The organism is Methyloglobulus sp. (genome assembly GCF_964779595.1).
Window position 1 is genome coordinate 1 of sequence record NZ_CBAROL010000045.1, and the last position, 14,660, is coordinate 14,660.

The 14,660-nt window shown below is 44.5% G+C and carries 11 protein-coding genes; 3 read left to right on the top strand and 8 right to left on the bottom strand.

What is annotated here, in order from left to right:
• The first annotated feature begins 288 nt into the window (after positions 1-288).
• Positions 289-1,914, top strand: a complete 1,626-nt coding sequence (locus AC1YY3_RS11845; protein WP_481825084.1) for an NAD+ synthase — start codon at positions 289-291, stop codon at positions 1,912-1,914.
• Between the two features lie 178 nt (positions 1,915-2,092).
• Here AC1YY3_RS11845 and AC1YY3_RS11850 read toward each other — a convergent pair whose 3' ends face one another.
• The 8 genes from AC1YY3_RS11850 to mgtE all read right to left on the bottom strand — a co-directional run bounded on the left by AC1YY3_RS11850 (position 2,093) and on the right by mgtE (position 12,128).
• Positions 2,093-3,388: an alginate export family protein gene (locus AC1YY3_RS11850; protein WP_481825085.1), complete on the bottom strand. Its 1,296-nt coding sequence runs from the start codon at positions 3,386-3,388 to the stop codon at positions 2,093-2,095.
• Between the two features lie 52 nt (positions 3,389-3,440).
• The gene (locus tag AC1YY3_RS11855) at positions 3,441-5,150 is read right to left on the bottom strand and encodes an ABC transporter ATP-binding protein (protein WP_481825090.1); all 1,710 of its coding nucleotides are present in this window, start codon (positions 5,148-5,150) and stop codon (positions 3,441-3,443) included.
• A gap of 105 nt (positions 5,151-5,255) precedes the next feature.
• Positions 5,256-6,272: an ABC transporter permease gene (locus AC1YY3_RS11860; protein WP_481825086.1), complete on the bottom strand. Its 1,017-nt coding sequence runs from the start codon at positions 6,270-6,272 to the stop codon at positions 5,256-5,258.
• Positions 6,273-6,492: 220 nt separating this feature from the next.
• Positions 6,493-7,896, bottom strand: a complete 1,404-nt coding sequence (locus tag AC1YY3_RS11865) for a CmpA/NrtA family ABC transporter substrate-binding protein (RefSeq protein WP_481825087.1) — start codon at positions 7,894-7,896, stop codon at positions 6,493-6,495.
• A gap of 388 nt (positions 7,897-8,284) precedes the next feature.
• Positions 8,285-9,211, bottom strand: coding sequence for a GAF domain-containing protein (locus tag AC1YY3_RS11870; protein WP_481825088.1), 927 nt, complete (start codon positions 9,209-9,211; stop codon positions 8,285-8,287).
• 15 nt (positions 9,212-9,226) lie between these two features.
• On the bottom strand, positions 9,227-9,796 hold the full coding sequence (locus tag AC1YY3_RS11875) for an ANTAR domain-containing response regulator (protein ID WP_481825089.1): 570 nt from the start codon (positions 9,794-9,796) through the stop codon (positions 9,227-9,229).
• A gap of 274 nt (positions 9,797-10,070) precedes the next feature.
• The gene (locus AC1YY3_RS11880) at positions 10,071-10,373 is read right to left on the bottom strand and encodes a hypothetical protein (RefSeq protein ID WP_482194497.1); all 303 of its coding nucleotides are present in this window, start codon (positions 10,371-10,373) and stop codon (positions 10,071-10,073) included.
• 306 nt (positions 10,374-10,679) lie between these two features.
• Positions 10,680-12,128, bottom strand: a complete 1,449-nt coding sequence (gene mgtE / locus AC1YY3_RS11885; RefSeq protein ID WP_481825207.1) for a magnesium transporter — start codon at positions 12,126-12,128, stop codon at positions 10,680-10,682.
• Between the two features lie 504 nt (positions 12,129-12,632).
• Here mgtE and AC1YY3_RS11890 point away from each other — a divergent pair.
• Entirely contained in the window at positions 12,633-13,154 is a 522-nt protein-coding gene (locus tag AC1YY3_RS11890) for a phosphatase PAP2 family protein (protein ID WP_481825208.1), read from the top strand.
• Complete coding sequence (locus AC1YY3_RS11895; RefSeq protein WP_481825209.1) at positions 13,154-14,194, top strand: MJ1255/VC2487 family glycosyltransferase; 1,041 nt, start codon at positions 13,154-13,156, stop codon at positions 14,192-14,194. The genes AC1YY3_RS11890 and AC1YY3_RS11895 overlap by 1 nt, the downstream gene beginning before the upstream one ends.
• The last annotated feature ends 466 nt before the right edge of the window (positions 14,195-14,660 follow it).

A 14,660-nucleotide genomic window follows, 5' to 3' on the forward strand; every position in this document is an offset into this window, starting at 1 on the left:
AAGCACTTAACACCCAAACCCAAGGCCTCAACACCTTGGGTTTTTTTATGCCAGACAACTAGCGGGTAACGACTGATCAGAGAGGTTGAATGAAGAAAGCCTTAGATAGAATCATTTAGTCCTTTGGGTTTTCCGAAACGTTAAATTAAGGCTGACAACCGAAACTACATCGGAATAAAAGCAAACGCAAAAAATCAACAACTATTCAATTGAAAGTTGTTTATAATCCGCTAGATATTATTGAAAATAAAAATCAATACATATTTCATGTAGCCAATTCCACACTAAATGTCATCCTTATCCCTAAAAATTGCCTTGGCGCAAATCAATTTCTTGGTCGGCAACGTATCCGCCAATGTTGATAACATTATCAAGGCAGCAATCACTGCTCGTGATGATTTAGCTGCCGATATGATTGTATTTCCTGAGCTTATTGTTACTGGCTATCCAGCAGAAGACTTGCTGTTTCGTGCTGATTTTATCGAAGAAGCCAATAATGCTATTCAATACATCGCCGAAAGCGTCAATGATATTGCCTTGGTACTGGGTTTTCCTGAGCTTTCTGATGACAAACTCTATAACAGTGCCGTTGTGCTGCATCAAGGTGTTACGCTGGCGTGTTATCGTAAACGAGCTTTGCCTAATTATGGCGTGTTTGATGAGCGACGCTACTTTACGGCGGGTAATCAAGTTTGTGTTTTCGAGTTTAATGGCGGTTTTATTGGTCTGACTATATGCGAAGATGTTTGGCAAAAAGGTATTATTGATGCCAACAAGCAAGCTGGAGCGGAGTTATTGTTAACCTTGAATGCGTCGCCATTCAATTCAGGGAAAATTAATCAGCGCGAAGCCGTAATCTGTTCACAGGTTAAAGCTGCACAAATCCCAATAGTTTATGTCAATCAAGTTGGTGGGCAAGATGAGTTGATCTTTGATGGTGCATCGTTCGTGGCAAATAGCCAAGGTGAAATCATCTATCGCGCTGAAGAATTCAAAGAACACATAGGCAGGGTCGAATTCATAAACAACAAGCCAATAATCGGCGAGTGTGTGCCTTTGTACGATAACATTGCCAGTGTCTATCAGGCTTTAGTACTAGGTATTAAAGATTACGTGCGGAAAAATGGTTTTGGTGGCGCAATCTTGGGCTTATCTGGCGGTATTGACTCCGCATTGGTTCTAGCACTCGCAGTTGATGCGTTGGGAAGCGATAAAGTCGAAGCCGTACTGATGCCATCCCGCTACACCCAAGATATGAGCAACGAAGATGCCATTTTAGAGGCCGAAAAACTCGATGTTAAATACCACATCATCCCTATCGAACCTGCTGTCAATGCCTTTACGGGCATGTTAGCCGAGGTTTTTGCAGGTACGAAGAAAGATACCACCGAAGAAAACATTCAAGCACGTTGCCGAGGAGTGATCTTGATGGCGATGTCCAACAAGCAAGGCAAGTTGCTGTTGACCACCGGCAACAAAAGCGAAATGAGCGTCGGTTATGCCACGTTGTACGGCGATATGGCTGGCGGTTTCGCGCCCATCAAGGATGTCCCCAAGATGTTGGTTTACCAATTGGCACATTATCGAAATACTTTATCCCAAGTCATACCTGAGCGTGTCATTACCCGTCCGCCATCGGCAGAACTTGCACCAGACCAAGTCGATGAAGATTCCTTACCGCCTTATGAAATCCTCGATGCTATTCTCGAACGCTATGTAGAAAAAGACCAATCCGCGGATGACATCATCGCGGCAGGTTTCAGCCGCGAACACGTTGCTAGGGCGATTAACCTCGTCGATAAAAATGAATACAAACGCAGACAATCTCCGCCCGGTATTCGGATTACCTCCAGGGCTTTCGGCAGGGATCGACGCTATCCGATTACTTCAGGGTATAAAGGTATAAAAGACTAACTAATTTTGCCGAAGTGCGCGTCGTCTTTCAGTTGGCTAAGAAAACGCTAGTAATTGCCTCCAGTTATGCTTTGACAGCCAATGGAATTACTGTGATACAAGCTCAAGACAAAAATATTATCTGTCCTGAGCCTTTCGATAATCGTAGGAGAATCCTGTCGAATGATTAAGCGTATTCCTAAAAACTGATATTGCCTTGCACCCAGATTTTTTGGGTGTCGGTATTAAATTTATCCGCATTGTAGTAAGCATATTTCGCCAACACTGAATAATGTTTACCGAATTTCCAAAGTGCTTGAAAATCCCATTCATCGCCATAATGAATGCCGCCAGTATCATCCGTAAAATCATGATACACCCCAGTTAAGATGAGATTACCTCGATCAAGCATGACGTGCGCTGTGCCGAATACGTCACGAATACCATTATCAGGCGTATTCAAAAATAAGTCAGCCCAGCCCTGGAAGGCATGATTTGTCCCCAATGGTGTATCGAAAGTCTTACCTTTGCCTTTGCCATCGAGTTGCTCCATCGCGCCTTGAAAGGTTACGTTGTAAGCGGTAAATCCACCCATTAAATTGATCCGGTCTGCTTCATAATCGATTTTTCCATGACCATAATCCTGTTGGTGCGCCCATTCAGCAGTGTAAACCAAGCCATAATTTTCACTTAATTTGTAGGAGTCGCCAGGTTTTAGAAAATTGGTAAAGCGCAAGCCATAAGTTTCGCTGGACTTTTCAGCAGTATCTTTTTCGGTATAATCCAGCCAATAGCCATAGCCGATGACATTGCCGTAATCGCCGACCTTATAATTGACGTTTACGATAGGGGCATTGATATTTTCAGTGGTTGAGGTGATAGTCTGTACGTTACCGATATACCCAGCGTTAATAACAAGACCGAATAACTGTTGGTTGGTATGGGTAATTAACACTGAGTCAAAGGTATGCTCCATTTGCCGCCAACCCACGTTACCGATAAAGCGGTCATCGTCCAATTTTATACGTTGCCGACCGCCTTTGATGATGGTATCAGGTACGCCGTTATAACTCACCCACAATTGGTTAAGTTCAGCTTTTTCAGGATCAGCAATCGTAGAAAAGCCTTTGTTATCATTACGGGTGCTATTAAAATCTTCCTGCATAGCAAGATTGCCTTCAAACTCCGCGTAGCCTTGAATACCGTAAAAGACCGGAGATAGTAAACCTGCACGTAAGCGGGCTGTATTGCCGTTTGCGGTATGTGGTTGTTTTGCAAGCGGACTACCAGGATTCAGAGGATCAGGGGCAAGATCTTGATTGACGTTCTCATAGCGGTAATTCAAGTCTATTTTTACCGCGCCATTGTTGCCGTAATGGTAAAAATTAAGTGCATCTTCTACAGACTGGGTGACACCGACTGCCGAAGCTGGCTGGTTTGCAAACGTGAGCGATAATAATGAAGTCGCAAGGACTAATTTTCGATATTTAGGCATAATGCCAGTCTCCCTTGTTAAGAAAATTATTAAGTTATTGATAATGTGTAATTTAATGCGTGTGTTCACAATCAGACAAAAACCGCAAAATGCTCTCTCGGTATTTGTAATAATCAGGATGACTTAGCAATGCCTTACGTGAGCGAGGTCTTGGTAGATCGATGTTTTCAATCTTACCAATCTTAGCGTGTGGACCGTTGGTCATCATGATGACACGATCCGCGAGCAAGATGGCCTCATCGACATCGTGGGTCACAATAAGTGCGGTCACATGGGTGCGTTCCCACACTTCCATCAGTACTTCCTGCAATTCCCAGCGGGTGAGTGAATCCAACATGCCGAATGGCTCATCCAGCAACAGCAGTTTGGGCGATAAAGCGAACGCACGGGCGATACCGACTCGCTGCCGCATCCCGTTTGACATGGCACTGGCTTTCTTGTCTAAAGCGTCGCCCAGGCCAACGCGGGTAAGGTAGTACTCGACGATGTCTTCCCGTTCCGCTTTGGTGGCATGGGGGTAGACTTTATCCACACCTAACATGACGTTTTCAAATGCTGTCAGCCAAGGGAATAAGCTCGGTGCTTGGAATACCACGCCACGGTCAGGCCCTGCACCATCAACTTCACGGTTGTCCAGGAAAATAGCGCCGTTTGAAATGGAATTTAAGCCAGCTGCCATTGACAACACAGTTGATTTGCCACAACCAGAATGACCGATAATCGAGATGAATTCGCCTTTTTTTACCCGCAGATCAAAGCCATCGACCACTTTTACGGTGCTGTTACCATCGGGTGTGGGGTAGGTTTTGCCGATTTGGGAGAATTCCAGGTAGCGGTAATTAGGTCGCCCAGCATCTTCCTTTATCGGCTTCAAGGCAGAGCGATCCAGTGTCCAGTCGTTGCTTGTGTTAGGTCGGACATTGGGCAGGACCATCTTGTCTTGCTCTTCGGCACGGGCTTTTTCCATGCCGATAGCCATCAAGTATTGGGTGATGTCGGCACGGGTTTTTTTGAATGCTTCGTTATGGTTTAGCTCCGTCCTGTTCCGTGGGCGTTCGATATTGACGATGAAATCTGGCCCTAAAGTGGCATTTGGACCGGGATTAAGCGGAATCACGCGATCTGCCATATAGATAGCCTCATCTACATCGTTGGTAATCAGGATGACGGTCTTCTTTTCTTGCTCCCAAATTTGCAGGATTTCGTCTTGCAACATGCCACGGGTAAGGGCATCCAAGGCACTGAGCGGTTCGTCTAGCAGTAAAATATCAGGATTAGCGGCAAGTGCGCGTGCCACGTTGACCCGTTGCCGCATACCGCCAGACAGTTCGGCAGGTTTCTTGTCCATTGCCGCACCAAGGTTGACCATCTTCACGTATTTTTCGGTATGTGCCTTGCGCTTTGCGGCAGTCCAATCTTTAAAGATTTCATCGACCGCCAACGCCACATTTTCAAAAACGGTAAGCCACGGCATCAAGGAATAATTCTGGAACACCACGCCCCGATCTGGCCCTGGCGCATTGATGGTCTTGTTTTGCTTGAGTACGTCCCCGCTATCGGCTTGGATCAATCCGGCGATAGTGGAGATCAACGTGGTTTTACCGCTGCCAGAAAAGCCGACAATGGCAATAAACTCGCCTTCTTTAATCCGCAGGTTGATGTTGTTCAACACGGGGCTTATGGAATTGCCGCTGCCATAGGATTTACAGACGTTTTTCAATTCCAACAAAGGCTGTTCGGTTAATTCTTCAGTTTGGCTCATCGTCTGTGCTTTGGGGTTGCTACCAGTAAACGGAACAACAACGGAAGGCTTGCGTCCAGGTGATTCTAAGGTGTTAATGGCTAAACTCATCTTCTACTCCTTAGCTTACAGTTCTCTGCCAAAAGAAAAGATTTTTTGCAGCGTCTGCATGATGCGGTCGAGAATAAAACCGATAATCCCGATGGTAAGCACAGCCACCATGATGCGCCCCAGCGAATTGGAGCTGCCATTTTGGAACTCATCCCATACAAATTTACCCAAACCAGGGTTTTGCGCCAGCATTTCCGCTGCAATCAACACCATCCAGCCCACGCCCAACGATAGACGCATCCCTGTAAAAATATAAGGCATGGCAGAGGGTATGATGATTTTCCGTATCTGCGTACCCCAGTTAAGGCGCAACACTTTGCCAACATTGACCAAGTCTTTATCTATTGAAGACACACCCACGGCGGTGTTGATTAAGGTCGGCCACAATGAGCATAAGGTCACGGTAATTGCCGAGGTGATAAAAGATTTTTCAAACCAGCTATCATCGGTGACGACATATGCCGCACTGACCACCAATGTCACAATCGGAAGCCATGCGAGAGGGGAAACGGGTTTGAATATCTGGATTAACGGATTCAGGGCGGTGTTAAAGACTGGACTCATGCCGCATAGCAGACCCAGCGGCACGGCTATCAAGGTAGCTAAAATAAAGCCGGTAAATACAGTGTACAAACTGGTGCAGATTTTATCCAGGTAAGTCGCATTCCCGTTATAAGGGCGGACTTTGATTTCAGCATTTGGGTTTTCCGCTTTTGCCTTTTCTATGCGCTCCTCCTGCCGCATATCAAATTCGGCTTGTTTCTTTTTTTCAGCGTGATGCTCGTCAATCAGCCCCATCGCTTCATCCCAAACTGCGCTTGGTCCAGGAATAGTACCAAGCGAGGTGTTGACTTTGGAGGCGGAGAAGCTCCAGAACCCCAAGAAAAACAACATGGCAATAAGCGGTACGCCCATTATCAAAAATAGTTGCCGTATTTGTTGTGCGGGGTTTTCACCTGCTGCCATTTTTACAAAAGGAACAAACCAGGTCAGGCCAGTTAGGTTAAAAAATTTGATAAGTTGGTTACTCATGGTTATCACCTGTTACTTGCGCTACTCTAAAAAATTCATCATGTTGTTGTCGTTTAAAAAAGGTGCATCCTTGCACTAAATTAATTCCGTTTGTTACCACACGAGGAACAACACATACACAACAAAAACTTTTTACTCGGTCAGCAGATTTGCTTGTCAAAGCTGCTCTAGCTAAATCTGATAGGCAACACAATTGTTGCTCAACAGATTGTTATCGTTATTAATCTACAATTTTGCCGCTTGCCACTTTTTGCTTGCCTTTCAAGCCGATAGCAAACTTGCTGAGGTAGTCGTTCGGTTTGGTGCCGTCAAACGCAATGCCATCGATAAAGTCGCTGGAAACCGGTTTGAAGCCGCTTTCGCTCTCTGCCGGAAAATCGCTGGCTTTGGCTTTGCCTTCGGCAACCAAGGCTTTTGCTGCGGTCATGAACACCTCTGGGCGATACACTTTTTTAGCGATGTCCAGATACCACGAGTCCGGTTTTTCTTCGTTAATCATGCCCCAGCGGCGCATTTGGGTTAAGTACCAAACCGCATCGCTGTAATAAGGATAAGAGCCGTTATGACGGGCGAACACGTTGAAGTCGGGTAAATCGCGTTTGTCGCCTTTTTCGTATTCAAATGTACCGTTCATGCTGTTGGCGATGACGGCATAATCCGCACCAACATATTGTTTTTGCGATAGCATTTCCACACCTTCATTACGGTTTTTGTTGCCTTCCGCATCTAGCCACAATGACGCACGGATTAAGGCTTTTATAACGGCAACGTGCGTGTTTGGGTTTTTATCGGCAAACTCTTTGGTTACGCCAAAGATCTTTTCTGAGCTGTTCTTCATTAATTCATAATCGCTGATGACTGGAACACCAATACCTTTAAACACGGCTTGTTGATTCCAAGGCTCACCCACGCAGTAGCCAACAATCGTGCCGGAATCCATCGTCGCCGGCATTTGTGGGGGAGGCGTTACTGACAGCATTGCTTCGGCATTAATCTGACCCGATGTATCTTGAGGGGGTTCATAAAAGCCAGGATTAATGCCGCCCGCTGCCAGCCAGTAACGCAACTTTAGGTTATGGGTGCCGACCGGAAAGGTCATCGCCATATTGAAGGGCTTGCCATCGGCCTTGAATTTTTCCAGCACAGGTTTCAATGTATCGGCTTTGATGGGATGGGCGGGTTTGCCGCCTTCCATGGGAATTTGTGGTTTCATTTGCTTCCAAACAGCGTTGGAAACCGTAATCGCATCGCCATTTAAAGTAAGGGTGAATGCACTGACAATATCGGCTTTAGTGCCGTAACCTATCGCTGTGCCTAAAGGCAAAGGTGCAAGCATGTGTGCACCGTCCAGCTCACCACCGATGACTCGATCCAGCAAGACTTTCCAGTTGGCTTGGGCTTCCAGTTGCACCGAAAGCCCTTCTTCCTCGAAAAAACCCTTTTCAAGGGCGACAGCTAAAGGTGCCATGTCGGTGAGTTTGATAAAGCCAAATTTCAGGCTGTCTTTCTCCAGTTTTTCCGCAGCACTTACGGATGTTGTAAAAATCAAGGTCGAAACAACCAGTGCCGCAACTGAGAGTGACTTGGCTAGGTCGGGTAAGTTAAATTTTCCGGTATGCTTCATGAGTGATGAGTCCTGTGTTAGAAATTTTGAACAAAAAAAAACGTCGCTAAACTTTTGTGTTGCCATAACACGTTAGTTTGATTGACGCCTTTGTCAGATTGCCCAGCTGTGAGCTTAATTGATAGACACCGGCATTGGGGTCTATGTAATTACATAAGCAGAAGTTATGCCAATATTTTAATATCCATCTGTGATTATATTTTTATTAACAGTTACAAAAGGTTATTAAAAGAGAAAAGGGTTTGCATATAGCCGTGGCGACCTAAAAGTTTAAAAACCACTAAATAGTTTGCTCAACTAAAGTGCAGTGGTGTTGGTTTTTGCACCAAAGTAGAACTCCAAATATTCAGGCATAGAACATTTAGAAAATGCAATGGCTTGGTTTATTTTAAAATAAAAAAGTAACTATGGCTTTTAATCGCCCATGCCGGATCACAGGAATAGCAAGCATACTGCTCAAATTATCCAGTTCAGGATTATAGACAGAATCCTCTAGGTTTCCGGTTATGACAGGCATACCGGTCAGCCAGGTTCGACCTAATGCTCCTACACCTTTTTCTACAGTAAGGGTCTCAAAGATCTCTGCCAGATTGTTGCTGTTTTTACTGTAACCTTGCTGGCATACCAGTAGCTTTTCTTGCTGGTCTGGAATCCATAACTGTATGCGCTTGGCAATCGGAGTGGCTTTTGCTGACAAAAATGTCAATACATAGATGTGGTCATCGCTATTGCCGACAGGAATACCGAGGCCTGTTGTTATGCCCGCCTGCTGTGCGTCGTTAGAGCGGGTAAAGTCATCAAGTTTGCCAATATCTTCCATTAAAGCAGGCATACCCGTTTGCCAAACTATGCCTGGTATGCCTTGGCCTTTAGGCGTATTTGTTAGTCTGGAAATGCTTTCAAAATATTGCAGAGTTCCATAATAACCGTCCATAACGTGGAGCAAATCTTTTTTATCTGGGTTATTGCACCAGACTTCAATTGCGCCAGCATGTTCTTTATCATCACCGCATAAAAACACCACGACAGCCAGCAGAAAATCTCCTGAAAAAATCGGTAACGCTATACCGCAGGTTAGTCCGACTTTTTGTGCGGCTTTCGTGCGTTTAAAGAAAGAATGTTCAAATTTAGTCAGCACAATCGGATGGCCGGCAGCCCAGGCTTTACCGGGCAAACCTTCATCGTAAGCAAAATGCTGCTGCTTACTTGCGCTTTTAAAGTCGGTCAAGGCACCATACAAACCGGAACTGAACTCCAACTGAGTACGGTCTTTGTCAGGTATCCATATTTCAATTACTTTGATAAACGTCTTCATGGAACATTGAGTTTTTTATTTAAGTAATTCGGCCATAGCAATGACATTTCTGGACATTTCACCCAGGGTAATATTCCTGTCCATCGCCAATTTTCTAAGCTTGTGATAAGCCTCATTCTCGGTAAAGTCCTGAGTTTTGATTAAAATTGCTTTGGCGCGGTCAATCTGTTTTCTGTCTTCAAGTTGGGTACACGCCTCTTCTAGGGCATTTTTTAGTGCCTGGTTACGTTTAAACCGAGCAATAGCAACCTGAATGATACTGTTGAGACGTTGGTAGGGTATTTCATCCACAATATAAGTACTGACTTCTGCCTTAATGACCTTATTAATGGTTTCTATACTGCCATCGTTGGCAAACATTATGATTGGTAGCGGTAATTGCTGATTCAGTGTATGCAGATCACTGATTAGTTTTTCAGAGGGTGTATCGAGATTGATAATAATGACATCAGGTCTGGATTCCTTTGCGAGTGCCACAAATTGTGGGCTATACGGGACTCTCAAAATAGCAAAGTCATGGTTTTTAAGCACATTTTCCTGCAAGTCATTTTTAGTTTCACATTCAACTATCAAGACGTTCAACATATACCTACTACTATTCTGAGCTAGGTTCGACAATCAATTTGAGAGAGTAAATTGATTAACTGTCATGATGGTTTTCAACAAATGCGATTAATCCGAACACAAAAGCACGTTACTTCGGGCAATTTAAAAATAACTAAGCGGATTTTCCCCAGCTATCATCACGCTTGGATAACTCATATTTTTACAGACTATATAACGGATAATCAAAAAAAAAGATGCGTCCTTGCACCAAATCGACATCCGATCTACACGAGGAGGGGTACAACTTGCATAACTAAAATCGTAGCGATTGAAAGTTAAATTCTTCGGAGCTGGTTAAAGCTTGATCCAAACTTGTGGTGGCTGCATTATTGAGACCACAGCAGGCAATCATAAGCGCGATAACTGCGGCAACAAGGCAAAACGCTGAAGCCGGTTCATTAAGGGTAGGAAGCATTTGCTTAAGCACTTTGGCAGACACAGGTTGGACGCTAATCTGCTGTGCTTGTTCCCGATGAGCCGTGAACCTGTCGAATGGTCGAACTATGAATGGACGTAGCTTGTTTATATTTTCGTTAGGGTTATTGATTGGTTTCATTGGTTCACCTTGTCGTTTTAATCGCAGCGATCACAAAACGTAAATGTCGGTTTTCTAATCTCTGTAATTGTGCTAAAAAAATAGCCTTCAATATTTGAACAGCAAACGATGTGCCAATATTGTAAAGTCGAAGATAATATTTTATTTTTTATAATATTTATAATGAGTTATAAGCTTTCTTGCAGGATGGGAAGGGGCTGTCTCGATTTAGTATGACGCATTGATTTTGTGCATTAGTCTCCTCAGATGCACCAATTTGGAGGTTCGGTCGTACGAAACAACTACTGAAATGAATTAAAAATTAGCTTACCTGCCAATCAAAAACATTCTTGCCAGTAGCAGCACAATAAAGAAACCCATCGAATCGGTAATGGCTGTGAGCATAATGCTGGTGCCTACTGCGGGGTCTTTGCCGAATTTATAGCGAAGTAAAGGAATGCTAAGACCAACCAAGACCGCTACCAACAGGTTTATCAACATCGCCGAACCAATGACTATCGACAAGGCTAGGTTGTAGTACAGCACCCAACTCAACAAACCGATAATAATGCCAATAAACGCCCCGTTCAGTAGCGCAAGCGTGAGTTCTTTCTTGATTAAACGGCGCACGTTGACCGCGTTGATTTGACCTAGCGCTAAAGACCTTATGATTAACATGCTGGTTTGGTTGCCTGTGTTGCCGCCCATTGCCGCAACGATGGGCATGAGCGAGGCCAGTGCGACCAGTTGCAGGATGGTATCTTGAAAAACGTCGATAATCCGCGTTGAAGCAAATGCCGTGGCAACATTTATCATTAGCCAACCCCAGCGGTTTTTGGCGGATTTCCACACGCTGGAAAACAAATCTTCGTCTTCACCGACACCTGCCTGGGTCAGCATATCATCATCGCTTTTCTCGCGGATGAAGTCCAAAATGCTATCGACGCAAAGGCGGCCTTGCAGTTCACCGTGGTTGTCAACAACAGGAGCAGAAATCAGGTCATAGCGTTCAAACGCCCGTGCCGCATCGGCGGTATCATGGTCAACCTGGAATTTAACAAAATCGGTCACCATGACTTCGGCAACTTGTTGTGCAGGTTCGTGAGTAAGCAAGCGCTGCAAAGGCAATACGCCTTTAACAATATTATGCTGATCTACGACAAACAGTTTGTCAGTATGTCCTGGCAATTTGCCCAGCTTGCGGATGAATTCGATGATGGCTTCCAGGTTTAGATCGTCACGGATGGCGATCATGCCAAAATCCATGAACGCACCAACTTGGTCGTCTTCGTAAGATAAAATGGTGTTGAGGTGGCTACGCTCCTGGCTGTTTAATGAGCGCAGAATCTTGAGCATCGCCCGCTTGGGGAGGTCAGCCGCAAGGTCGGCAATTTCGTCGGCATCCAAGTTGCTGGCAAAGTTCGCCAATTCCTCATCGGCCATGCCAGTAATCAGGGTTTCCCTAACCGCATCGGACACTTCCAGCAACACCTGACCATCATGGTCGGCTTTGATTGCTTGCCATACCGTTTGGCGTTGATCCAAAGGCAAGGATTCAAGAATGAAGGCAATATCAGCAGGATGTAAGTCGAATAATTTCTCTTGTATCCGCACGTGATGCTGCCTGAATACCAGCGATTCTTCTAGGTCGTGATGGCTAGACGTGCTTTTGTGGACTAAGGTGTTTTCCAGCTCCTGCTTTTCCAACAAGGCGATGACAGCATGTAACTGCTGTTGCAGGAATTGGGTGGAATCTACTGGGTTTAAGGAGTCCATATCGCTTTAACTAAATGTGTTTTTCAATTATTCCAGAATTGAAAAGAATTGTTGGGGATGCACAAGGCAGTACGAGCCAGAAGGAATTGCTGAAACCTTCTTACGCTCAACTATTGAAGTTTCATTTGATTATCAAACGTCATCCAAAATATCCGTTAATTATAGCCTTATACCCGCGTGATTCACATTTGTAGATTTTGCTGGGCTAATACATTTCCGTTGTAAGTCATCAATAGTGCTACTGCCACAACATAAGATAACTTCATGAAGCTTGTATGAATCCCCAAAATTACTAACTATAAGAAACCAGCATACTAAAGGATGGTGTGTTATCTAAGAGCCAGATGGGGTTTATTGAGCCATTCAACTACAAAGCTTATAAAAGCTGTCATCAAATCTTAATCTAACAGTCACGTCGCAGTAATAAATAAACCCTAATATTATTCCAGAAGGTAAGTTCTTTGGTTAATTGCGATTTGAGCTGTTTAATCGTCAGGAGGAGTAATGAGGCTGCTTGATACTATCCACAAATACGATATTTTTATGTTTTCCTGGCTTATTAATACCAGCATACATAATCGGCTGGTTAAAGTTTGCCGATACCTTACAAAAACCGGCGATGGCGAACTGTATGTTGTTTTCATGGCATGGCTATACTGGACTCAAGGCGTTCAACATCCGCCGTTGCAGACAATTGTTCTAGCCTTTTGCTTAGAAAGACCGCTGTATTTTGTGTTGAAGAATAGTTTCAAGCGAAATCGCCCAGCGGCGGCTCTAAAAAACTTTCGTAGTCTTATCACACCATCCGATAAGTTCAGTTTTCCGTCGGGACATACCTCGGCTGCGTTCATGATGGCTACTCTTGTTGGGCAGTTTTACCCCATTCTATTGATACCTTTGTACTGTTGGGCGGGTTTGGTTGGTTTTTCTCGTGTAACACTCGGCGTACATTTCCCAACTGACATTCTGGTCGGATGTGTCATGGGTATCTCAATCGCACTGTTCAGTATAGGGCAAATCATTTAATGCGGATATTTTACGGCGTTCAAGGTACCGGTAACGGACATATCACTCGTGCCAGGGTGATGGCAAAAGAGCTGAATAAGGTGGGCATTGAAGTTGATTTTCAATTTACCGGTCGTGCTTTCGACAAATATTTCGACATGGCTGTTTTTAATGGCTACCAACTCCGTAATGGGCTGACGTTTGCCGTCGAGAAGGGACAAGTCAGCTACTTCAAAACGCTGTTAACATCCAAGCCTATTACTTTTGTAAAGGATGTACAAAAGCTGGATTTGACGGATTATGATCTCGTCATCAGCGATTTTGAACCCGTTACCGCATGGGCAGCAAAATCCCAAGGCGTTCCGGTTTTGGGAATCGGACATCAGTATGCTTTCAAGCATAAAATACCCAGAAGTGGATCTGATCCACTGGCTGAATTGGTCATGAAGTTTTATGCGCCTGCCGACATTGGCGTGGGTTTGCATTGGCATCATTTTGGGCAACTTGTATTGCCGCCCATTATTGAAATCCCCGAAGTATCGAAAGAAGCCATCAAAAATAAGATTATTGTGTACCTTCCCTTTGAAGATACCCGAACTGTGATTAAGCATTTATCACCGTTTAAAAACTTTGAGTTTCACATCTATACGCCGGAAGTCGTAGCATCCGAATATGATTTTATTGTCTGTAAAGCCTTATCGCGGGATGGTTTTCAACAAGATCTCATTGATTGTGCAGGCATCATCAGCAATGCGGGGTTTGAGCTTGCCAGCGAAGCCTTGCAGATGGGCAAAAAAATCCTGGCAAAGCCGCTACATGCTCAAATGGAGCAAATCTCCAATGCTGCTGCATTACAGCAACTGGGTTATGGACACGTCATGAATGATATAGATACAGCAGTGATTGACCACTGGCTGCATAATCCCCATGCCGTCCAAATTACTTATCCCAACACAGCAAAAATATTGGTTGAATGGCTACAGGCAGGGATGCCCAAGATGACTGCCGATTATGTGGATAATATCTGGAATACGGTGGATGTTAAGCATGTCTGCAATTAGTTTTGCAACGGGTCGATGCCTAAAAAGTAGCCAAAATAAGGGGAAAGCTGTCGGTTACTAATTATGAAGATTGGCTACCATTGAATCAAAGTTTAAAGCCAACACAGTCTAATGCCATCTCACCAACTCCAATGTGCCATCAAAGTATTCCACGATGGCGGTACAGCTTTCCACGAAATCACCCGTGTTGACGTACAAAAACCCGCTAGTCTGTGAGCAATGAAGCGAGGGCGATGATTTTGAAAAATGTAACGAGGGAGCAGCAAGGGACTGTCATTTCATTATTGAAACGGCAATTGTAATTAGTAGCTACTGTACAATGCTTGACCCTTAGCCCAACCGAAATAACTCCATTGCCAGTAACTCAACAGCCCAAGCCACAACCAAACTCAATGCCGTCAAGGCTGCCGCCATACTGAAGAAGTCATTATGTTTGAAATGGTGTTTGTTGGATGATGTCTTATAC